This is a genomic window from Mesoflavibacter sp. CH_XMU1404-2, assembly GCF_037029465.1.
Taxonomy (GTDB): Bacteria; Bacteroidota; Bacteroidia; order Flavobacteriales; family Flavobacteriaceae; genus Mesoflavibacter.
This window is the reverse complement of record NZ_JAYMEM010000028.1, coordinates 136411-159623: the sequence shown is the minus strand read 5'-3', so window position 1 is coordinate 159623 and position 23213 is coordinate 136411. Positions and strand designations below refer to the sequence as shown.

The window sequence follows — 23213 nt, the reverse complement described above, 5'->3', positions numbered from 1 at the left end:
AAATCATTCCCTTTTGTTAACAATTTTTAGCATTCTCTAACCAGCAATCTCTAGTATTTTCAGTAAATTTGAATTTACTAGTAATATCATTTAGTATTGTTCGGTCAAAGAAAAAATAAAACATTTACTTACAAATCTCGTTTTGATAAAGACAAAGATTCTGCTTCTCAGTTAAAAGAAAGCATGAAATCTAGTTGGAACGAGGCAAGACCTTCTGTTTCTGGAAGAAAAAAGAGCAATACCTTATTCCTCTTAATAGGACTTTTAGTATTTATTGCTATCTTAATGTATTACTTAGATACAAAAATTAAATAATTATGGGACTTCTAACAAGACGAAAAAATAAAAAGTTTAGTTACACACCAAGATATTACAAAGGTGAAGGAAGTCCGTATGAAATAAAACACAAATTTGACGAATTTAGAACAACGGTAGGCGATAACAAAAACATAAAACAAAAGTTTAATAATGCTTTAGACGAGTTAAAGCATAGTCCAGATGAAGCTGCAAACAGACGTATTTTAATCATCGTAGCTGTTTTGGTATTCTTATTTTTGTTAATAATCGGTTTTGACCTATCTATATTCTTCCCAAATTAGTATATGGCAGATATTATTCAATTATTACCAGATCATGTTGCTAATCAAATTGCTGCAGGAGAAGTAGTACAACGTCCTGCATCTGTCGTAAAAGAGCTTTTAGAAAACGCAATTGATGCCGAAGCAACTACAATTAAACTAATTGTAAAAGATGCTGGTAAAACATTAATACAAGTTATCGATAACGGAAAAGGTATGAGTGCAACCGACGCTAGATTAAGTTTTGAGCGTCATGCTACATCAAAAATCCGAAATGCAGAAGACTTATTTCAATTAAATACTAAAGGATTTCGTGGTGAAGCTTTAGCCAGTATCGCTGCAATTGCTCATGTTGAGTTAAAAACAAAGCAAGAGGATGACGAGCTTGGTACTTGCATAGAAATTGAAGGTAGTGAAGTTAAAAGTCAAGATGTAGTCGTAACACCAAAAGGAACGTCGTTAGCTGTAAAAAACTTATTTTTTAATATTCCAGCAAGACGAAATTTCTTAAAATCTAATGCTGTCGAATTACGTCATGTGATAGACGAGTTTCATCGTGTGGCATTAGCACATCCAAGCATAACATTTTCTATGTTTCATAACGGAAGCGAAACATTTAATCTTCCAGAAAGCAATTATAGGCAGCGTATAGTTAATATTTTTGGGACTAAAACCAACGAAAAATTAGTGCCCGTAGAAGAAGCTACAGAGGTACTGACCATTTCTGGATTTGTTGGTAAACCAGAATTTGCCAAGAAAAGTCGTAACGAGCAGTTTTTCTTTGTAAATAATCGTTTTATTAAAAGCGCTTATTTAAATCATGCTATAAATTCAGCGTTTGAAGGTTTGCTTAAAGATGGTGCGCAACCAAGTTATTTTTTAAACTTAACTGTAAATCCGCAAACCATAGATATTAATATTCACCCAACAAAAACTGAGATTAAATTTGACGACGAGCATACATTGTATGCCATTTTAAGATCGGCAGTAAAGCATAGTTTGGGACAGTTTAATATTGCACCAGTTTTAGACTTTGAACGCGATGCCAATTTAGATACGCCTTATAATTATCAACAAAAATCTGCACCTTCAGTAGAGGTAGATAGTAGTTTTAATCCGTTTAAAGATGAGGTTGTTACTAGCAAGTCGTCTTCATCTGTATCCTCATTTTCAGGATCGCCTTCATTTAAAAAAGATAGAGGAACATCTTGGGAAAGTTTGTATGTTGGATTAGAATCTAAAGGCAATCAATCGGCTTCAAATTTTAGCGAAGTAACTTTTGAAAGCGAACCAGAAACCGCTTCAATTTTTGACAACGAAAATGAAGTAGAGCATAAGCAAACCACGTATCAGCTTAACAATAAATTTATTATTAGTACTATAAAATCTGGTATGTTGGTTATAGATCAACATCGTGCACATCAGCGTGTATTGTATGAAGAATATCTTCAAAATATTACTGTAAAAGAAGGCGTAAGTCAGCAGCTATTATTTCCGTTAGAATTACATTTTTCTAAGCAAGAAATTCAATTAATTCAACAATTACAAGAAGATTTAGAAGCTACAGGATTTGTCTTTACGCATGTTAAAGATGAAATTGTAGTGATTACTGGTGTGCCTGTAAATGTACCAGAAAGCGAAGTCTCTATAATCTTAGAGCAGCTAATAAGTGATGTAGAAAATGAAGTGCCAGATAGTCACTTTTCGGCAGCAGATTTATTAGCAAAATCTATGGCAAAAAGTTTAGCAATAAAAACTGGACAAACCCTAACAAATATAGAGCAAGAACACTTAGTAAACAGGTTGTTTGCTTGTAAAGAACCAAGTGTGTCACCGACCAATAAAACGACGTTTATTACGATGACTGTAGATGAACTTGAAAAGAAATTTATGTAAGCTATGATGAGAATTTCAGATACCGTAAAACACCTTATAATTATTAATGTAATTATGTTTGTTGGGACACTAACTGTTGGTGGCGGAGAAACATTTTATGAGTGGTTTGCACTTCATTTTCCTGCAAGTGATAGCTTTAAACCTTGGCAAATAGTTACGCATATGTTCATGCATGGTGGTATTGGACATCTCTTTTTTAACATGTTTGCGTTGTGGATGTTTGGTTCTCCTGTAGAATATCGTTTAGGAAGAAATAAATTTTTGTTTATCTATTTCTCTGCTGGTTTAGGAGCTGCGTTGTTTCAGTTAGCAGGTTACTATTTTACTTATTTACCAGCATATGATGAGTTGATAGCTTCTGGGTTATCTCCAGATCAAATTGTAGAAATGATGAAAACAAATAAGGTTTTAAGTGGAACATCTAGTGATTTAATACCTGCGCTTCAAACGGTTTATGGCTCTTACAACAGTACAATGGTTGGAGCATCAGGTTGTATAATGGGAATTTTAGCTGCTTTTGGTATGATGAATCCAAACGCTGAATTAATGATGATTTTCTTACCAATTCCTATAAAAGCAAAATACTTTATACCTGGAATAATTATTTTAGATGTGATATCTGCAGTAACAGGTCAATCATTTTTTAGTCCAAGTAATACAGCATATTTAGCGCATGTTGGTGGTGCTTTAGTTGGCTTTTTTATTATGTGGTATTGGAAGAAAAACCAATTCAATCAAAACCGTTGGGATAGATAAATGAGTCAAATAGATCAATTAAAATATAAATACGCTAGGCTTAATGTGCTAGAAAAAGTTATAGTCATTAATGTGATTGTCTTTTTGTTAGCATTAATCTTAAATCCTATTGCTCCTGGTGTTTTTAAATGGTTAAGACTACAAAGCGATTTTTATGATGTATTATATAAACCATGGACAATCTTTACTTATGGATTTGTGCATTTTGGTTTATTTCATATGATTTTTAATATGCTTTGGTTATATCTTTTAGGACGAATATTTATGAACTTATTCAGTCCTAAAATGGCACTTAACATTTATTTTTTAGGAATAATTGTTGGTGGTTTAGCCTTTTTATTTGGCTATAATGTTTTTTCTAATTTTTTTACAGGAAATGCTTATCTAATTGGAGCTTCTGGTGGTGTTAGTGCATTATTGATTTTTATAAGTGCATATATGCCAGATAAGGATATTAGATTTTTTACTTTCAATTTAAAATTATGGTGGATAGCTGCTGCATTTGTAGTTTTTGATATTATAGGTTTGTTTGGATATAATGCAGGCGGAAGTCTAGCACATTTAGGTGGCGCTTTATTAGGTTTTATTTATGCTAAACAACTAGAAAAAGGTAATGATATTGGTGCTGGTTTTGGTCGTTTTATAGATAGTATCGCTAGTTGGTTTAAGCCCAATAATAAATCAAACTTAAAAACCGTTCATAAAAGAAAAAGTAAAGTGGCTGGTTATGATAAAAAGGAATTTAACGAGCTAAACACACAAAAAAAAGTAGATTCTATTTTAGATAAAATAAGTAAAAGTGGTTATGATAGTCTGACCAAAGAAGAGAAAGATTTTCTTTTTAGAGCAGGAAAATAAAAGCTATTATAACAGGAAATCATGATATGAAAAATTTAAAATTTTTTGAAAAAGTCGTTTTTTTCCTCAATTCTATTGTGGCATTTTTACTGTTACTATCTTATGTTTTACCACATGTACCACCAAAAACCTTTGCAACACTTTCTGTGCTAAGTTTAGGTGTTCCTTTTTTAATTTTATTAAACGTTTTATTTTTTGTGTATTGGTTGTTTAAGGTTAAAAAACAGCTTATACTTTCATTATTTGTAATAGCAATTGGTTACTTTTTATTTGGATCTTTTTATAAGTTTTCAAATTCTGAAAAAGTAACAGATAGTAGTTTATCTGTGATGAATTATAACGTGCGTTTGTTTAACTTGTACGATTGGATACCCGAAAAAGACATTCAAACGAAGCTTACTAATTTTGTAAAAAAAGAACAACCAGATGTGTTGTGTATACAAGAGTTTCATCCACATCAATCTGTAGATTTATCTTTTTTTAAACACAAATTTGAAAAACTGGAAGGCAAAAAAACAAAGTATGGTCAGGCTATTTTTTCGCAATATCCAATAGTTAATTCAGGATCGGTTAATTTCCCAAATACGGCAAACAACGCCATTTTTGCAGACATTGTAAAAGGTAATGACACTGTAAGAGTTTATAATGTGCATTTTCAGTCGTTACGACTTAATACCAATGCTGAAAACTTAACGCAGGAAGAAGGTGAAAAGATTTTTAATGGCATAGGAGAAACCTTTAAACATCAACAAACACAAGCCGAATTGTTTTTAAAACATAAAGCCAATTGTCCTTACAAAATGATCATCTCTGGAGACTTTAATAACTCTGCATTCTCCTATATTTATAGTCAAGTTAAAGGCGATTTACAAGATGCTTTTAAAGAACAAGGAAATGGCTTTGGACGTACTTATAATTTCAAGTTTTTTCCGCTACGGATCGATTTTATCCTTGTAGATTCAAGCTTTACAGTAGATAGTTTTAAAACTTTTGATGTAGAGTATTCAGATCATTATCCAATTATGACGCGCTTAAGCTTTAATGAATAATTAAAGCCAACAATCTACAGTGTCTGCTAAAATATGAATGACTAATCCTAATCCAATCAAGCGTGTTTTTTTAGGAATTAAAAGGATAAAATATATAGCAATAACATAATAGGAGTGAAGCGGATGAAAATTAATGCTACATCTATTAGGTGAAAAAATAGGCGTTGCTAGTAAATGATCCAAATCGATTAGCATACCTAAAATCATAATGATATAGGCTTTTTTCCATTGGTTTTTAAAAAGAAAAAGCGCGACTATTAAAGGTAATATAAAATGAATTCCGTAATGTATAATTGGTTTATACATGCGTTGGTAATTCTTGATTTTCTAAATAAGTTAAAGCATTTGTACCTTCATTGAACAATAAGTCTAAAACACTTAAATTATCTATATATCCACATTTATCAAAAAAGACTTGTCTGTAGTTTTCAAAGTTGAAATTAGGCTCTTTTCTTGCATTAACAAGTGGTCTAAAGTCTGTGAGTCCTTTTTGTTCTGTTTGATAACTTTCAGTAAAGTTAATATCTAAATCTAATTGAAGGCAATCGCTAACAACTTCAAAACATTTTAAATTGAAATCATAAATAAACTCGTGACGTTTTTCAAAAAGCGGAATAAATTCATCTTCATAATATTCAAAAAAAGGTGACGTACGATAAGCAGCTTCAAGACTTTTCCAGTGTATTTGTTGCCATTTTTCGGTATTACTAATTTTTACATCCTTGTATAATTGTCTGTTTTTATGGCTGTGAATTATAGGTATGCTTAACTGTAATTTTCCATTTGCACCATAAATGTAGGTACGGTTGCGGTAGGTTTGCTTCTGGAAATTATCATGTTTTTCAAACACTAAATCTTCAGCTTTAGCAATAGCAACACATTGTGCAATACTAGGGAAATATGTAGGATGAAGAAGTGCTTTCATTTTAACTTAAAAATCAATAAACTAAGCTGTTTTCTTCTTACGTTTTCTAAATTTATTAAACGCAAAAATACCTGCTAATACCACTAAAAATGGAATGAAATATGATGTTGGTTTACCTTCGCCACCAACGGTAGTAAATAGTCTATTCCAACGTATTTTGTCTAATCCTTTACCGTTGCTATCCCAACTCATCCAAACAAAAACTGGTTTTCCAACTACGTGATCAAATGGTACATATCCCCACATTCTTGCATCCTGACTATTGTGTCTGTTGTCACCCATCATCCAATAGTAATCTTGCTTAAAAGTGTATGTGTTAGCAACTTCACCATTAATTAAAATTTGATTGCCTTTTACATCAACAGTGTTTCCTTCGTAAGCAGTAATTATGCGTTTGTAAAGCGGTAAAACCTCTAGATTTAAGTCGACTGTCTTTCCTGCTTCTGGGATGTAAATTGGGCCAAATTCATCTTTATTCCAACTATATTCTGGAGAACGAGGGAAAATATCATTTTCTGGTTCTGTAGATAAATCCTTCTTTAGTGAAATAACATTAGGATTGCTCTTTATTTTTGCAGCTAAATCTTCTGTTAAGTTGATATTTAAAGCTTTATCTGAAAAACCTACTTTTAATTTATCGTACATTTCTTGAGACACATTACCTTTAAAAGCAACCATATCACCATCATCTGAAACAACAGTTAAGTTAATTCCGTTTGCTTTGATGTATTGTTGAATTTTTTCGTTCTCAAAAATTGATTTTTTAAGTTGAAATATTCTTGTGTATTCTGTAATACCGTACTGATCTAAAAACTCTTGAGAGACATTATTCTTTAATATTACCGTATAGAAAAACTGAAGTTTAGCTCTGTCAGGTAATTCATTTTTCTTTCCGTTAATGTATACGTAACCTTCTTTTATAGATAAAGAGTCGCCAGGTAAGCCAACACAGCGTTTTACGTAATTAGTCTTTTTATCTACAGGTTTGTATCTAACTTCTCCGTAAGGATTATTAATATCTACCAATGTATCTACTGGCCAGTTAAAAACGACAATATCATTATGCTCTATTTCTTCTAAAGCAGGTAATCTAAAATATGGTAATTGTGGTTTTTTAATGTATGAAGGAATTGTTGTCCCTGGTACAGCATCATGTATCATTGGAACAGCAACTGTAGTTTGTGGTGTACGCGCGCCATAATTTACTTTACTAACAAATAAGAAATCACCAACCAATAAAGTTTTTTCTAAAGAAGAAGTTGGAATTACAAAAGGTTGAATAAAATAAGTGTGAACAATTGTAGCAGCAACAACTGCAAATAAAATAGAACTTACCCAATCACCAAGCTCGGTTAAAGGATGTAGACTTCTATTTTCTCTGTATTTTAAATCTTTTGCACCGTAACTTAAATAGAAGTTATAAAACCCTAATGATATAATGGCTAGGAAAGTATCTTGAGAACTGTTTTTACCAAAACTTCTAGCAGTTTCTACCCAAACTACAGGGAATATAATTAGATTAACAATTGGTAAAAATAAAAGGATGGTCCACCACCAAGGTCTGTTTATGATTTTCATTAAAACAACAGCATTGTAAACTGGCACAAATGCTTCCCACGCTTTTCTTCCTGCTTTAACGTATAATTTCCAAGTTGCTAATCCATGTAAAAGTTGAATGACAAAGAAAAATATAATCCACTGAGTTCCACTCATAATTTTAGTTTTATTGACTAATGTCTAATTATTATTGATTAGTATTAATGTTCAAATTTGCAGTTTTTCTAGATGAAATAAAAATTCTTGTTAGTTCATCAGACTCTTTTAACAAAGATTTACATTTTTCTAAAGTACTTTTAAAGTGTCTAATCGCAAAGTTTTTTGTTCTTTCTTTTAAATCTTTAGTCATTATTCATTCTGCATTAATCATTATAGAGAAAGCACATCTTTCATAGTAAAAACACCTGTTTTCCCAATAATCCACTCGGCAGCAATCACAGCACCTAAAGCAAAACCTTGTCTGCTGTGCGCCTCGTGTTCAATTTTTATGGTGTCAATAGCGCTTTTGTAAGTAATAATATGTGTTCCAGGTACATCAGGAATACGTTTTGCAGTTATTGGTAGTGTGTTTTCTGTACTTTCATCTAATTTCCAATTAGAATATTGACTGTGGTTTTTTATTACGCCTTCTGCTAAAGTTATAGCTGTACCACTTGGTGCATCTAGTTTTTTTGTATGATGAATTTCTTCTATATCAACTTTATAATCTTCAAGCTTAGTCATCATTTTTGCTAATATTTCATTTAGCTCAAAAAAAATGTTTACGCCTAAACTAAAGTTTGAAGCATATATAAATGCGCCTTTATTTTTTTTGCAAAGCGAAACAGCGTCGTTATATTTATCTAACCAACCTGTAGTACCTGAAATTATAGGAACGTTATTATTTAGACAGTTAGAAATGTTATTAAAAGCAGCATTAGGAATGCTAAAATCTATAGCAACATCTGCATCTTTAATATTGTAACCAGAATCTTTGCTAGTTTTTATTACAATATCATGTCCACGGTTTATGGCAATTTGTTCAATAGCTTGACCCATTCTACCATAACCTAATAATGCAATTTTCATCGTTTATATATTTGAAAGAAGCACGATTGCTTCAATATTTTCTGAAGTTAAAATTTAAAATTAAGTGTTAAACCTACATCACCTTGATTATCTATTTCGTTTAATTTATAATGAGGTTTTAAACTTAAATCTTCATTTATGTTATATTGTAATAAATGCGCATCTATGTTAGCATCTACAATGTTTAAGGCGTACAAACCAAAAGTAATTAATAATGATAATTCTTTATTACGTCTGAAGGTTTTTTGCGCTTCTCTTAACCCATCATCTGTAAGTCTGCCATAAAACTCATCATCGGTAAAACCAGCAAGTCTTCTTTTATAAGCGTCTCTTACACGATTGTATTGTTTGTTATTATGGTCGTAAAATAAAATACCTGTTGTAATAGCACCAACAACTATTGGTACTTTCCAATATTTACCATTATAAGCTTGTCCTAAACCAGGTAAAATGGCAGAATAGAATGCTGCGCGAGAAGGCGCTAAAGGATCGTATTCTCTAGGAAGTTTTACCTTTTTAATTTTGCTGGAGTCTGTTAAAACAACATCGTCTTTTTCTTTTAAACCATCTGGTAATTGGTTTTTAGCAGTTTTAGAGGTGTCTGCTTCTTGACTATTATTGTCTTCTTGTGCTTGTAGAAAACAGCAACAAATAACACAAAAAAGTGTAAGGATATAGCGCTTATTTATCACCTTGGACTAGCTTTTTTATACGATTAAAATCTTCTTCTGAATGGAATGGAATTGTAATTTTTCCTTTACCATTGCTAGAGACTTTAACGTCAATTTTATGCCCAAAGTATTCTGAAAAAGCAGCTATGCCCTTTTTAACATATTTTGGTAATTCTTCTTTTGTAGGTTTTGTAGGGACTTTTACCTCGCTAGTTTGGTTATAGTTACGAACTAAATTTTCGGTTTGTCTAACAGAAAGTTTATCGCTTAAAATCTTTTCATAGATTTCAAGTTGCGTGTTTTGGTCTTCAATATTTATAATAGCACGACCATGTCCCATAGATAAAAATCCATCACGCATACCTGTTTGGATAATCGGATCTAACTTTAAAAGACGTAAGTAATTAGCAATGGTGCTTCGTTTTTTTCCTACACGTTCACTCATTTGTTCTTGTGTAAGGTTAATTTCGTCTATTAAACGTTGATAGGATAAAGCAATTTCTATTGGGTCTAAGTCCTGGCGTTGGATGTTTTCTACCAATGCCATTTCTAGACTTTCTTGATCGTTAGCTATTCTTATGTACGCAGGAACGGTTTCTAAGCCAACTAATTTTGAAGCTCTAAAACGTCTTTCACCAGAGACTAATTGGTATTTTTCAAAACCTAATTTTCTAACTGTAATTGGTTGGATAACACCTAATTCTCTAATAGACGAGGCTAGTTCGCGCAGCGATTCTTCGTTAAAATTAGTACGTGGTTGAAATGGGTTCATTTCAATTTGATCTAATTCTAACTCGACAATATTACCTATAACTTTGTCTGCGTTTTTGTCTTTTGCAGATTGTATATCGTTTTCTGGATCTTTCAATAATGCTGAAAGTCCGCGTCCTAAAGCCTGTTTCTTAGTTGCTTTCGCCATAAATTAGGAGTTTTTTGTAATAATTTCTTTAGCCAAACTTAAGTAATTGCTAGCACCTTTACTTGATGCATCGTAATTAATGATGTTTTCGCCATAACTTGGCGCTTCACTTAGTTTAACGTTTCTCTGTATGATGGTACTAAATACCATATCATTAAAGTGTTTTTGAACTTCGTCTACGACTTGATTAGATAGTCTTAAACGCGAATCGTACATGGTTAACAATAAACCTTCTATGTCTAGATTTTTGTTATGTATTTTCTGTACACTTTTAATAGTGTTTAATAATTTTCCTAAACCTTCTAGTGCAAAATATTCGCACTGAATTGGAATAATTACTGCATTTGCAGCAGTTAGCGCATTAAGGGTTAATAGTCCTAAAGAAGGAGCGCAATCTATTAGTATATAATCATATTGGTCCTTTATCTCTTCAAGAGCTTTCTTAAGCATATATTCACGCTGATCTTTATCTACTAATTCAATTTCGATAGCAACAAGGTCAATATGAGCTGGTATTATATCTAAGTTTGGAGTTTCTGTAGGTATTGCAGCTTCTATAGCAGTATTTGTATGCTCTAAAAGTTGATAGGTTCCTATCTCTACAGATTCTACATCAATACCTAGCCCAGAAGTTGCATTAGCCTGTGGATCTGCGTCTATAAGCAATACTTTTTTTTCTAAAACACCTAAAGATGCAGCTAAGTTTACAGAGGTAGTTGTCTTACCAACACCACCTTTTTGATTGGCAATTGCTATAATTTTACCCATTAATCAATTTGGTTTTTTGTAAGCGTAAAAATACAATTATTTATGAGGAATAAAAACCTTTGTTGATAACATAAATAAAAAAAAGAGGTAGCAAATTTAACTTTGCAACCTCTTTTTTGTTAATATTGAATTTGTTTATTTTTCTGGGTTATGAATACCTAAAATATAACCGTTTGTAAGATACTTTTTAGCAACATTTTGAATGTCTGCTTTACTAAGGTTATTTACCATATTTTCATACTCTAAGACTTTGTTAGCGTCTTTATCTTCATAATCTGCATTTTTAAGAAGTCTTAACCAGAATCTGTTTTCTTTTAAATCTTCTTTTCTTTCTAATAACTGTGCTTCTTTTACTTTGGCTAAATCCTCTTCTGTAGGTCCGTTAGCTACAATTTTTTCAACTTCAGCAATAGCTGCGTTTTTAAGCTTTTCTACATTTTCTGGTCCACAAGGAAAACTAATACTAAAGCTGTACCATCCGTAAGGAATTTTATTAATGTTTCCTCTAGCTCCAACACCATAAACTCCGCCTTCTTCTTCACGTAGTTTTTCGATTAGTTTTATGGTTAAAATTTCACCTAAACTACTTAATGCATAATCTTCTTTTGCGTCATAAGTTGTTTCACCTTGGTACACGATTCTAACAGAACTTTTTGGGTCTGTACCTTTTTCTACAATTTTAGTATGCGATCCACTAAGTGGTCTAAAATCTGTTGTGTTATAAGTCTCTTCTTTACCTGTTGATGGTAAGTTAGCTAAATATTTTTCTGAGTATTCCTTTATTTTGTTCTCATCAATATTACCTACAAAGTAAAAATTGAAATCTCCAGCGTTTGCAAAACGTTCTTTATATTTTTGATAAGCTAAATCATAATTAGCTTGATCTAATTTTTCTGGCGTTGGGAAACCAGAATATCTTGGGTTTGCACCGTATACAAATTTTGAATATTGATCTTGAAAATAGAATTGTGGACTTGATAACATATTGCCAATAAAGGCTTTTTGTTTGTTTATGTAAGAAGCAAAAGCTTTTTCGTCTTTATTTAAAGAGGTGAAATATAAATGCGTTAGTTGAAACAATTCTTCAAAGTCTTTTGGCGTTGAAGATCCTGAAATTTCTTCTGTAATACCACCAACTCTTGGTCTTACACTTACAATTTTTCCTGACATCATTTTGCCTAAATCTACTTTGCTAAACCCGTTAACACCAGCATCTGTAAGTCCATTATTAGCAAATACTGTTTCTAGGTAATCTTCATCAGAATATAAAGAACTACCACCAAAACTGAAGCCGTCAAATAAAATTTCATCGTTTTTAAAGTCTGTTTTTTTGTAAGTAACCGTTGTGCCGTTACTTAAGGTTAGGGTAGTGGTACCTAATTTGCCATTTTGTGTTTCTTTTACGATAGAACCTTTTGGAGGTAAATTTGTAATTAAAGAAGAAGCTACTTCTTTGTCTTCGTAAGGTTTTATGTTTTCGTTTTTAACGGTTTCTAATAAATCTCTTACTTCTTTTGCTGTTACTTTTTTAATATCTTCTTTATCAGGACCTGTTAAAACTACAACTCTGTTCGTGTCTTTTATATAGTCAGAAATTAATTGATTTACTTCATTAAGCTTTATTGTTGGTAATTGTTCTTTATGGAAATTATATTCCCATTCTATACCAGGCATAGGCTCGTTAACCAAAAAGTTTCTTATGTATTCTCCTAAAACTCTGTTAGACTCGGTTTTATCTTTGTCTTTAAAAGATTTTTCTAATCTTGCGATTAAATCTTTTTTTGCTCTTTCAAATTCACCTTGTCCAAAACCGTATTTTTTTACTCTTTCGTTTTCTTCAAGTAATACTTTTAATGCCTTTAATTGTCCATCAGGACTAGTCATTGCAAAAGATTGATAAGCTTCTTTAGTGTCTGCCCATGTGCCTCCATGATAAGAGTACCCATAAACAAATGGAGGATTTTCACTATTTCTTAATTCGTCTAAGCGATTATTAATCATTTGAGAGAAAAGTGATTCTATAATAGAGTGTCTATACTCGTCTAAAGTTTCATCTTCTTTGCTATTGCCTTCATCTTTAAAAAGTACTCTAACTTGAGAAAATGAAGCTTCTTTGTCGGTCTCTATAGCTACAAAAGTTTCGTCATGATTTGGAACGTAAAAAACTTCTCTAGGTTTTGGTGTGTCTGGATTTTTTATTCCTCCAAAATGAGATTTGATTTTGTTTTCTAAAGTTTCTACATCAATATCTCCAACAGCTATAACTGCCATTAAATCTGGTCTGTACCAATCTTTATAATAGCGTCTTAAGCTTTCGTAGTTAAAATTTTCAAGATTTTCTTTTGTTCCAATAGGTAATCTTTCTGCGTATTTAGAACCATACATTAATTTTGGTAGGTAGTTTTGCATCATTCTTTCATCTGCACCTTGACCCAATCTAAATTCTTCTAAAACAACACCTCTTTCTTCATCAATATCTTTTTCTGTTAATAGCGCGTTATGTGCCCAATCTTCTAATATTTGAAATCCTTTTTCTAATTTTTCAGGATTATCACTTGGTATTGGAAGCATGTAAACTGTTTCGTCAAAACTGGTGTATGCGTTTAAGTGAGCACCAAATTTTACACCTATACTTTGTAGATAGTCTACCAATTCATTTTTCTTGAAATTTTTGGTTCCGTTAAAGTTCATGTGCTCCATAAAATGAGCTAAACCTCTTTGGTCTTCGTCTTCTAAAATAGAACCAGCTTTAACTACAAGTCTAAGTTCTACTTTGTTTTCAGGTTTACCATTGTTTTTAATATAATAAGTTAATCCATTACTTAAAACTCCTTTTTTTACTTCTGGATTGAAAGGGATTTTTTCTGCGGAATTAAATGTTGAAGTTTGATTTGTTTTAAGTGATGTTTTAGTAACAGTTTGCCCATTTAATTTAATAGTACCTGTTAATACAAACAACACCATTGTAAAAATTGATAGTGATTTTTTCATTTCTGGTTGTTTTAATTAATAATTAGTAAGGAATGTTTATAAAAGTATAATTTAAGTTTAATTAAATATTGAAATTTATGTTAAAATGAAAATTTATTCAATAATCAAACGAGAAGAATTTTAAATTATTATAAAAAAAAGAGCCACTTTTTTAGTGGCTCTTTTTATAATTAATCTATCAAAATTTCTAAAATCTTAATAGCAGCATCGCTAATTTTTGTTCCTGGTCCAAAAACGGCGACAGCACCTGCATCAAATAAATATTGATAATCTTGTTTAGGGATAACACCACCAACAATGACCATAATATCTTCGCGACCATATTTTTTAAGCTCTTCGATAACTTGCGGAACTAAAGTTTTATGTCCTGCAGCCAAACTTGATACACCTAAAATATGTACATCATTTTCTACTGCTTGTTTTGCCGCTTCTTGAGGTGTTTGAAATAATGGTCCAATATCTACATCAAAACCTACATCTGCATAACCAGTAGCAACTACTTTTGCTCCACGATCATGACCATCTTGTCCCATTTTTGCAATCATAATACGAGGTCTTCTGCCTTCTTGCTCAGCAAATGTATCTGCTAGTTCTCTTGCTTTTTTAAAGCTACTATCGTCTTTTATCTCTTTGCTATACACACCTGAAAATGATTTTATATTTGCTTTATAACGTCCAAATACAGTTTCTAAAGCATCACTAATTTCTCCTAAAGTAGCACGTTGTTTTGCTGCTATTACTGCTAAAGCTAATAAATTTTCTTGACCTGTTTTTGCAGCATTGGTTAAATTTTCTAAAGCTTTTTTTACGTTTTCAGTATTACGAGTTGCTTTAATTTTATTAATGCTTTCTATTTGTTGTAGTCTTACCGTTTGGTTATCTACTTCTAAAATATGTAAAGGATCTTCTTGTTCTAATTGGTATTTGTTTACTCCAACTATTATGTCTTGACCAGAATCTATTCTTGCTTGTTTACGCGCAGCAGCTTCTTCAATACGAAGTTTTGGTATACCAGCTTCTATTGCTTTAGTCATTCCGCCAAGATCTTCTACTTCTTGTATTAAATCCCAAGCTTTTTCGGCAATATCATGAGTTAGTTTTTCAACATAATAACTACCTGCCCAAGGATCTACAGTTTTAGTGATATGTGTTTCTTCTTGTAAGAAAATCTGCGTGTTACGTGCAATTCTTGCCGAAAAATCTGTTGGTAATGCAATCGCTTCGTCTAATGCATTGGTATGCAAACTCTGTGTGCCACCAAAAGCAGCAGCAGCAGCTTCAATAGTTGTTCTTGCTACGTTATTAAATGGATCTTGCTCTGTAAGACTCCAACCACTTGTTTGACAATGTGTACGTAATGCTAAAGATTTAGCGTTTTTAGGGTTGAATTGTTTCACCAATTTAGCCCAAAGCATTCTTGCAGCTCTCATTTTAGCAATTTCCATAAAATGATTCATACCAATAGCCCAGAAGAAGGATAATCTTGGAGCAAAAGTATCTATATCCATTCCTGCATCTAATCCTTTTCTAATATATTCTAATCCATCTGCAAGTGTATATGCTAATTCGATATCACAAGTTGCGCCAGCTTCTTGCATGTGGTAACCAGAAATACTAATACTGTTGAACTTTGGCATGTTCTGGCTAGTATATTCAAAAATATCTGAAATGATTTTCATGGAAGGCGTTGGTGGATAGATGTAAGTATTACGCACCATAAATTCCTTTAAAATATCATTTTGAATAGTTCCTGCTAGCTGTTCAGGTTTTACGCCTTGTTCTTCAGCAGCGACAATGTAAAATGCCATAATTGGTAACACAGCACCATTCATAGTCATTGAAACTGACATTTTATCTAACGGAATTTGGTCAAATAAAACCTTCATATCTTCAACGCTATCAATAGCTACACCAGCTTTGCCAACGTCTCCAACGACACGTTCGTGATCAGAATCATAACCACGATGTGTTGCCAAATCAAAAGCAACTGAAAGTCCTTTTTGACCAGCTTCGAGGTTTCTTCTGTAAAAGGCGTTACTTTCTTCAGCTGTACTAAAACCTGCATATTGACGTATGGTCCAAGGTCTGCGAACGTACATAGTACTGTATGGTCCGCGAAGGTTTGGAGCAATTCCTGCAACAAAATTTAGATGTTCTAAATTTTCAATATCTGATTTAGAATACGTTGATTTTACAGGAATATCTTCCGCAGTATTAAAAGTTGAAACCTTTTGATTGGCTTCTTTACTGTCTTTGATTTTTAGCGTTATATGCTGAAGATTTTTTCTTGACATACAGAATGTTTTTCAATTAATGATTGTGGCCAGCGTGATCATCTGGTTTTGAGGTTTTGAAAGATTGTAAGTCTCTTTTAGGAGCCAATTGCGGTTTTTTATTGAAATCTATTTTACTGTTGGTTTGCTGCTTTGCTTCGTTAGCTTCTAAATCTATTTGAGCAAAGTCTAATACTAACATTTTTGCGTAATAATAATCTAAAGCTAAAAAAGTTTGTAAATATATGTCTCTTGTGTAAGACGTGTTACTTCTTAATGCAGGTCCAAATAATTGTTGGTTCATACTGTTAGTGCTTACTAATGCATCAAAGGTGGTTTTTAGGTTTTTGTCTTGTATGTTATTAGATAAGCATTTAACTAAATCACTATTATAGTTTAATGTTGTGCCATCCCAAAGTTCTGTTTTTGTTTTTAAAACGTCAAAAACAGCTTTTGTATGTTTAGACATCATATTGGCTACGTCTACACGGTTTGCGACAGCTTTATTAACAAAGGTACGATAGGCTCTAAGTTTATTCTTTCCGTTAGGATCATATTGATTAAGCATATCGTTTTCAAAACTATATAAAGCTTCTTTCATTAGCTTATCAATTGCAGGATCACAGCTAATCGTTTCTGGTTGATCTGCGTACTTATACTCAGCTAAAGTAGCTTCTGATTTGTTTTGTTTACAGCTAAAGTTTAATGCGATAAAAAATAGAAATACAGTTTTTAAAATACGTGAGTTCATTTTTTTAATTTTTATAGTTTATTCTTCGGTTTTTAATCGTTTTTGTTCTATTTGTTCTGATAGACGTTTTTCAATAATAGGTTCTATTAACGTCTTGACAGGATTAGTTTTTACAAAAGGATAAAGCTCTAAATCGTTTTTCATTTTATCTTCTTTATTAGGATGTTTGTTGGTTCCTAAAAGAATGATTTTTTGCTCATCAAATTGCGTTTGTTCTTTTGTAGCACTTTCTTTTATTTTTTTCTGAATAGTGCCTTCTTTTAATTGTTTTAACAATCCGCCGTTAGCTTCAATGTCTTTAAAAAGTTCAAGACTATTTTCTGCAAGTTGATTGGTTAAACTTTCTATGTAATAACTACCATCTGAAGGGTTATTTACAGCATCAAAATAACTTTCATTTTTTAATACTAACAACTGGTTTCTGGCAATACGTTCTCCAAAAGCATTGTCTTTGTGGTAAATAGCGTCGTAAGGTAAGTTAAATACTGTGTTAGCACCGCCAAGTATTGCACTCATACACTCGGTTGTTGTGCGTAGCATATTTGTGTTGTAATCGTAAATCGTTTTATTTCTTTTTGAAGGAATGGCGTTTATAACACATTCAACAGAAATATTATATTCTGAAATTAGGCTATCAAATAATGCTCTAAGCGCTCTTAATTTTGCAATTTCAAAGAAATAATTTGTGCCAACAGCAACATTAAAAATCACCTTTTTTACTGCTGAAGTATCTACAATATTAAAGTATTCATTAGCATGTAAAATAGTATAAGCCAACTGTTGCGTGTTATTAGCGCCTGCATTTTGATATGTTGTGGCGTCTATAGTTAGGCAACCTGTTGTAGCTACTGTTTTTTTAATAGCTTCAGTATCTTTTTCTAAATTAGAAAACCAGTTACCTGTTTTTACTAAATGATGAATTGGATCTACTTGAACACTAATATTTTGATCTACTTTTGAAATCCAATCTGTGTCTAAAAACAACAGTTCTAGTTGAATATTAGTTGTTTCTAAATTAATATTTTTAGTTAATTCTGAAATTTCAATTTCGTTATTAGGAACAACAAATTTTATAGTTTCTGCTCCTTTTTCAATTGCATTTACTGCTTTTTTATTGGCTGCATCAGCATTTTGAGCAAAAATAATTTGACCAACAGACCATGTTTGAGGAGCAACTTCTAAAGTGTTTTCTAAAGTATCTTGATGGTAAAAAGGTTTTACATTTATGCCCTCATTAGTTTGCCAGACTAAAGTGTCGTTATAGTCTGCACCTTTTAGGTCTACTTGTATTTTCTGTTTCCAAGCTTTTGCAGATACTGGTTCAAAATCTGAAAATAGTTGTTTACTCATCTTCTTTGGTCTTTAGGCTGTCTTGATATTCTATTATATAAATGTCTTCATTATCTTTCTTCATATAGTATTGCTCGCGTGCAAAGGTTTCTATGCCTTCTTCGCGACTCAATTCATCTATGGCTTCTTGATCTTTTTCAATTTCTTTTTTATAGTATTCTTTTTCGGCTTCTAAATCGTCAATTTCAGAATTGTATTGACTATGTATAATTAATGAATTAGTATCAAAAAATACCATCCAAATCACAAAGACAACAAGTATTAAAATGTATATGTTTTTTAAATACTTCAATTTAAACGCTCGTTAATTATGGTTTTTACAATGTCTATTGCAACCGTGTTGTATTTGTTGTTAGGTATGATAATATCTGCATACTCTTTCATTGGTTCTATAAACTGTTGGTGCATTGGTTTTAAGGTATTTTGGTAACGTGTTAAAACCTCGTCAATATCACGACCACGGTCTTTTATATCTCTTTTTAGACGTCTTATTAAACGCTCGTCACTATCTGCGTGTACAAATATTTTAATATCAAAAAGATCTCTGATTTCTGGATGTGAAAGGATTAGAATTCCTTCTACAATCATTACTTTTCTGGGTTTTGTTACAATAACATCTCCTGTACGATTGTGTTTTATGAACGAATACACAGGCTGATCTATAGATTTACCTTTTTTTAATTCTTTTAGATGTTGTTCTAAAAGTTCAAAATCTATCGATCGTGGATGATCAAAATTGATTTTTACACGCTCGTCAAAAGAAAGGTGAGTTGTGTCTTTGTAGTAAGAATCTTGTGAGATTACACCAACTTCGCCTTCTGGTAATTCGTTTAATATTTGATTTACAACTGTTGTTTTACCGCAACCTGTACCGCCAGCAATTCCTATAATTAGCATTTTGAGTTTTTAATTTTGTGCTTCAAATTTAAGAATTTACAGTCTTATTTGGGTAGTATTTTTGAAACTTCTTTCGCTGTTATTAAAGTATCTTTTTTGTTTCCCCAGCTATTTGAAATATAATTAGTTACATCTGCTACTTCTTGATTGCTTAAACCCATCGGAGTCATAATGTTATTGTAGGTTTTTCCGTTTACGGTAATTTCACCTTTCATTCCATTTTTAATTCCAATAATACTTGCTTTTAGATTGTTTTCTAAGTAATCAGAATTTGCTAAAGGCGGATAAGCGCCTTCAATACCTTCGCCGTTAGGCATATGACAGTTTATGCAGAAATTTTGATAGACTTTTTCGCCTTCTGAAATAGACGATTTTAGTTCTGGACTAGCTTTTTTTTCTGAAGATTTGCAACTTATTATTAATATTGAAATGGTTAAGATTAGTCCTAATTTTTTCATTCTTTATCTTGTTTTAATTTTACAATACCTAAATTTTCTATACCAACATAGATGTATCCATCTGGACCTTGTTCTACAGATCTTACGCGACCCAAACCATCTAAAAGGCGCTGTTCTTTAACAACTTTTCCGTTTTTAAGAGAACATAAATCTAAATATTGAAATTTAAGAGAGCCAACTAATAAACTGCCTTTCCAATCCCCATATTTATCGCTGTTTATAAAAGCCATACCAGAAGGAGCAATGGATGGATCCCAATAATGTAGTGGTTGTTCCATACCTTCTTTTTTGGTTTGGTCTGTAATTGTTGTCCCAGAATAGTTGATACCGTAAGTAATGACTGGCCAACCGTAATTAGTACCTTTTTTAACGATGTTAACCTCGTCACCGCCACGTGGTCCATGTTCGTGCGACCAAATCTCGTTAGTAAAAGGGTTTATTTTCATGCCTTGAGGATTTCTATGTCCATAAGACCAAATAGCCGTTTTAGCATTTTTAGTTTCTACAAAAGGATTGTCTTTTGGAATACTTCCGTCGTCATTTAACCTATAAATTTTACCGCCATCTCTAGTTAAGTCTTGCGGATTGATGTCTCTTTCTCCACGTTCACCAATGCTAAAAAACAAATAACCATCTTTAAAAACAATTCTTGATCCAAAATGTTGCCCTTTAGTTGTATTTGGTACTGCTTTGTACAAAATTTCTTTATCCACTAAGCTGTCGTTTTTAATTTTTGCACGCATTATTGAAGTGTTTCCGCCTTCGCCATCTCCTTCGGAAGACGCAAAAGAAAAATAAATCCAACCGTTGTTTTCGTAATTAGGATGAAGCTCAATATCCAATAATCCACCTTGACCTCTTAAATATACTTGTGGCGGATTTTTAATTTCTGTCTTTGTTTTATTTTTAAAATGAATGATACGACCATCTTTCTCATTAATCAACATTGATCCATCAGGAAGAAAAGTAAATCCCCAAGGATTGTTGAGGTTTTTTACAATAACTTCATGAGAATGCTTTGTGTTTACAGGGTTTTTGTCTTGTGCGCAAGCAAAAACAGAAGCTATAAGTATGATTATAAAATGAGTAAATTTGAGTTTCATTTTTATTTTTTTAGATGAATTTACAATTTAATAATAAAAAATGTTTTTAAATAGATGAAAACTACTATATTTGCAGCCTGCAAAATTAAAAGTTTTGTTTTGATGACCCTTTTTCGGGGTGTAGCGTAGCCCGGTCATCGCGCCTGCTTTGGGAGCAGGAGGTCGCAGGTTCGAATCCTGCCACCCCGACATTTAAGGGTTTTAAAAAAAACTAAAAACCCACAAAAAATAGCCGAATACCTTATAAACAAAGGATTTGGCTATTTTTGTAAAACAAACCCGCTTAAAACAAAAGTGAGTTTATAGGTGAGTGATTCGGTGAGTTTACCTTTGTCAGTAGACAGGCTCACCAAGACATAAGAATTTTTTGAAAGTGATTTGATTTTCGTGTTACGAACATTTTGTTCAACCAAAACACTTTCAAGATGAAAACTTCAACCACTTTTGGCGTAACGTTTTTTACACGCCTCAATTCCAAAAAGACTGACAATGCCTTAATTTTTGTTCGTATTACTGTTAATGGTAAGCGTTCCGAAATCAGTTTAAAGCGAAATGTTTCGCAAAAACTCTGGGACAAAAACAAAGGCAAAGTAAAAGGCAATACCCCAGAAGCGCGAGCTTTAAACAATTACATCCAACAAGTTAGAAACAAACTTTACGATAGTTATAGTGAACTTCAAAAAGAAGGAAAACTAATAACTGTAGCCACAGTTAAATCCCGTTATTTGGGAACAGACGAACAGCATAGAACCCTTTTACAGTTGGTAAGCTATCATAACAAGACAATGCAAACGGTTCTTAAACCAGGAACACTCAAAAACTACAAAACCACTGAAAACTATCTTAAAAAGTTTGTCAAGAAAATATACAAAGTTGATGATATTCAATTAAAACAACTTAACTATGCTTTCGTAATAGATTTTGAGCAGTATTTACACAAACTACCAAACCTCAACAACAATGGTTTAATGAAGCACATTGAGCGCTTTAAAAAGCTTTGTAAACTAGGTATGAAATTGGAATGGTTGGAAAAAGACCCTGCTGTTAATTACCAATTGCATTTTGATAAAGTGGAACGAGATTACCTAACAGAAGAAGAGCTAAACACTTTAGAAACTTCAACTCTGGAGAAACAAACCCATAAAATTGCAAGGGATATTTTCGTGTTTTCCTGTTACACAGGTTTGGCGTATTGTGATGTGTTTTCACTAACTCAAGAACATATTGTTTTAGGTATTGATGGTAGCAAATGGATTAGCACACGAAGAGAGAAAACAGCAACCAAGGTCCGTGTGCCGCTTTTAGATGCTGCTTTAAGAATTTTCGAAAAATACAAGAACAATCCTCGATGCGTACAAACACAAAAGTTATTGCCAGTTTATTCTAACCAAAAAATGAACCAATATATAAAAGAAGTAGCTGAAAAATTAGAAATCGAAAAGCACTTAACCTTTCACATTGCACGTCATACATTTGCTACAACGGTAACATTATCCAACGGTGTGCCTATCGAAACCGTTTCAAAGCTTTTAGGACATACCAAGCTATCAACAACCCAAATCTACGCCAGAGTGGTTGAAAAGAAAATCAGTGAGGATATGGAATTATTGAAGAGAAAACTTGTTGATAAGAATACTTACAAAAATGTTAAGAATGTTTAATAAGAATAAATTTAGGTTGCGAATGTTATATTTTAGCTTTTAAAATTAAAATTTACAATGCAAAATTTATTATTTGATTTTATATCAAAATATATTTCTATAAATGAAGAGGAAAAAAAAGCGATACTCTCTTTAGATATTTTTCATTCAGTCAAAAAAAACACAATACTATTAAAGCAAGGACAATATATGAATAATAGTTTTTTTGTTCTAAAAGGATGTGTTAGATCTTTTTACACAATAAATGGTGAAGAAAAAACAACAAGTTTTTACACCGAAATGGATAATATCATTCCTCATTGTATTATTAGTGGAGAACCTTCTGAATATAATTTATCTTGTACGGAAAACTCACTACTTGTTATTTCTAGCCCTAGTAGAGAAGACGAAATTTTAAAGAAGTTTCCAAAATTTGAAACTATGTGCCATAAATTCTCTGAAGAGTTAATAGTAAAGCAGCAAATAGATTTTGATAGTTTTAAAATATCAAGCCCCGAACAAAGATATTTAATATTAATAGAGAAAAGGCCAGATTTAATTCAACGGGTTCCTCAATATCAACTTGCAAGCTTTTTGGGCATTAAACCACAATCATTAAGTAGATTAAGAAATAGAGTTATCAAAAAAAATAAAAGCTAAATATCATTTCTTAACTTAAGTGAATGTAAGCGCAGTTATTTAGAA

Annotated in this window: 23 protein-coding genes and 1 tRNA gene; 9 read left to right on the top strand and 15 right to left on the bottom strand. The window is 32.1% G+C overall.

Annotated features, from left to right (window positions below):
- The first annotated feature begins 96 nt into the window (after positions 1–96).
- Genes WA327_RS12325 through WA327_RS12300 form a run of 6 tightly spaced genes read left to right on the top strand, consistent with a single transcriptional unit; the run spans position 97 to position 5137 of the window.
- Positions 97–315, top strand: coding sequence for a hypothetical protein (locus WA327_RS12325; protein WP_336070186.1), 219 nt, complete (start codon positions 97–99; stop codon positions 313–315).
- 2 nt (positions 316–317) lie between these two features.
- Positions 318–599, top strand: a complete 282-nt coding sequence (locus WA327_RS12320) for a riboflavin synthase subunit beta (protein ID WP_106689176.1) — start codon at positions 318–320, stop codon at positions 597–599.
- Between the two features lie 3 nt (positions 600–602).
- A complete protein-coding gene (gene mutL, locus WA327_RS12315; protein ID WP_336070180.1) occupies positions 603–2474 on the top strand; it encodes a DNA mismatch repair endonuclease MutL in 1872 nt (623 codons plus the stop codon).
- A 3-nt stretch (positions 2475–2477) separates the two neighbouring features.
- Complete coding sequence (locus tag WA327_RS12310) at positions 2478–3230, top strand: rhomboid family intramembrane serine protease (protein ID WP_336070178.1); 753 nt, start codon at positions 2478–2480, stop codon at positions 3228–3230.
- Positions 3231–4088, top strand: coding sequence for a rhomboid family intramembrane serine protease (locus WA327_RS12305; RefSeq protein WP_336070176.1), 858 nt, complete (start codon positions 3231–3233; stop codon positions 4086–4088).
- Positions 4089–4114: 26 nt separating this feature from the next.
- A complete protein-coding gene (locus tag WA327_RS12300; protein WP_336070174.1) occupies positions 4115–5137 on the top strand; it encodes an endonuclease/exonuclease/phosphatase family protein in 1023 nt (340 codons plus the stop codon).
- On the opposite strand, the gene WA327_RS12295 is transcribed toward WA327_RS12300, so the two are convergent.
- The 15 genes from WA327_RS12295 to WA327_RS12225 form a co-directional block, all read right to left on the bottom strand.
- Positions 5138–5443 (bottom strand): DUF6122 family protein, encoded by a 306-nt coding sequence (locus WA327_RS12295; protein ID WP_336070172.1) that lies wholly within the window; start codon positions 5441–5443, stop codon positions 5138–5140.
- Positions 5436–6062: a WbqC family protein gene (locus tag WA327_RS12290; RefSeq protein WP_336070171.1), complete on the bottom strand. Its 627-nt coding sequence runs from the start codon at positions 6060–6062 to the stop codon at positions 5436–5438. The genes WA327_RS12295 and WA327_RS12290 overlap by 8 nt, the downstream gene beginning before the upstream one ends.
- 21 nt (positions 6063–6083) lie before the next feature.
- The gene (lepB, locus tag WA327_RS12285) at positions 6084–7775 is read right to left on the bottom strand and encodes a signal peptidase I (protein WP_336070169.1); all 1692 of its coding nucleotides are present in this window, start codon (positions 7773–7775) and stop codon (positions 6084–6086) included.
- A gap of 213 nt (positions 7776–7988) precedes the next feature.
- Positions 7989–8687, bottom strand: a complete 699-nt coding sequence (dapB, locus tag WA327_RS12280; RefSeq protein WP_336070168.1) for a 4-hydroxy-tetrahydrodipicolinate reductase — start codon at positions 8685–8687, stop codon at positions 7989–7991.
- 47 nt (positions 8688–8734) lie between these two features.
- Complete coding sequence (locus tag WA327_RS12275; RefSeq protein WP_336070167.1) at positions 8735–9379, bottom strand: DUF5683 domain-containing protein; 645 nt, start codon at positions 9377–9379, stop codon at positions 8735–8737.
- Complete coding sequence (locus WA327_RS12270) at positions 9369–10277, bottom strand: ParB/RepB/Spo0J family partition protein (protein WP_336070166.1); 909 nt, start codon at positions 10275–10277, stop codon at positions 9369–9371. The genes WA327_RS12275 and WA327_RS12270 overlap by 11 nt, the downstream gene beginning before the upstream one ends.
- A gap of 3 nt (positions 10278–10280) precedes the next feature.
- On the bottom strand, positions 10281–11045 hold the full coding sequence (locus WA327_RS12265; protein WP_336070164.1) for an AAA family ATPase: 765 nt from the start codon (positions 11043–11045) through the stop codon (positions 10281–10283).
- Between the two features lie 135 nt (positions 11046–11180).
- Positions 11181–14036, bottom strand: a complete 2856-nt coding sequence (locus WA327_RS12260) for an insulinase family protein (protein ID WP_336070162.1) — start codon at positions 14034–14036, stop codon at positions 11181–11183.
- 170 nt (positions 14037–14206) lie between these two features.
- On the bottom strand, positions 14207–16330 hold the full coding sequence (gene scpA, locus WA327_RS12255) for a methylmalonyl-CoA mutase (RefSeq protein ID WP_336070160.1): 2124 nt from the start codon (positions 16328–16330) through the stop codon (positions 14207–14209).
- Positions 16331–16346: 16 nt separating this feature from the next.
- The gene (locus WA327_RS12250) at positions 16347–17060 is read right to left on the bottom strand and encodes a hypothetical protein (RefSeq protein ID WP_336070158.1); all 714 of its coding nucleotides are present in this window, start codon (positions 17058–17060) and stop codon (positions 16347–16349) included.
- Between the two features lie 18 nt (positions 17061–17078).
- On the bottom strand, positions 17079–18410 hold the full coding sequence (locus WA327_RS12245) for a methylmalonyl-CoA mutase subunit beta (protein WP_336070156.1): 1332 nt from the start codon (positions 18408–18410) through the stop codon (positions 17079–17081).
- Positions 18403–18702 (bottom strand): septum formation initiator family protein, encoded by a 300-nt coding sequence (locus tag WA327_RS12240; RefSeq protein WP_336070154.1) that lies wholly within the window; start codon positions 18700–18702, stop codon positions 18403–18405. The genes WA327_RS12245 and WA327_RS12240 overlap by 8 nt, the downstream gene beginning before the upstream one ends.
- Complete coding sequence (udk, locus tag WA327_RS12235; protein ID WP_336070153.1) at positions 18699–19307, bottom strand: uridine kinase; 609 nt, start codon at positions 19305–19307, stop codon at positions 18699–18701. Before udk ends, WA327_RS12240 begins: the two co-directional genes overlap by 4 nt.
- A gap of 44 nt (positions 19308–19351) precedes the next feature.
- Entirely contained in the window at positions 19352–19765 is a 414-nt protein-coding gene (locus tag WA327_RS12230; RefSeq protein ID WP_336070152.1) for a cytochrome c, read from the bottom strand.
- Positions 19762–20868 carry a PQQ-dependent sugar dehydrogenase gene (locus WA327_RS12225; protein WP_336070150.1) on the bottom strand — a complete coding sequence of 369 codons (1107 nt, stop codon included), beginning with the start codon at positions 20866–20868 and terminating at the stop codon, positions 19762–19764. Before WA327_RS12225 ends, WA327_RS12230 begins: the two co-directional genes overlap by 4 nt.
- A gap of 114 nt (positions 20869–20982) precedes the next feature.
- Here WA327_RS12225 and WA327_RS12220 point away from each other — a divergent pair.
- The 3 genes from WA327_RS12220 (at position 20983) to WA327_RS12210 (ending at position 23168) form a co-directional block, all read left to right on the top strand.
- Positions 20983–21057, top strand: a tRNA-Pro gene (locus WA327_RS12220).
- Positions 21058–21293: 236 nt separating this feature from the next.
- Positions 21294–22529, top strand: coding sequence for a site-specific integrase (locus WA327_RS12215; protein ID WP_336070149.1), 1236 nt, complete (start codon positions 21294–21296; stop codon positions 22527–22529).
- Positions 22530–22586: 57 nt separating this feature from the next.
- Entirely contained in the window at positions 22587–23168 is a 582-nt protein-coding gene (locus WA327_RS12210) for a cyclic nucleotide-binding domain-containing protein (protein WP_336070148.1), read from the top strand.
- Positions 23169–23213: the final 45 nt, after the last annotated feature.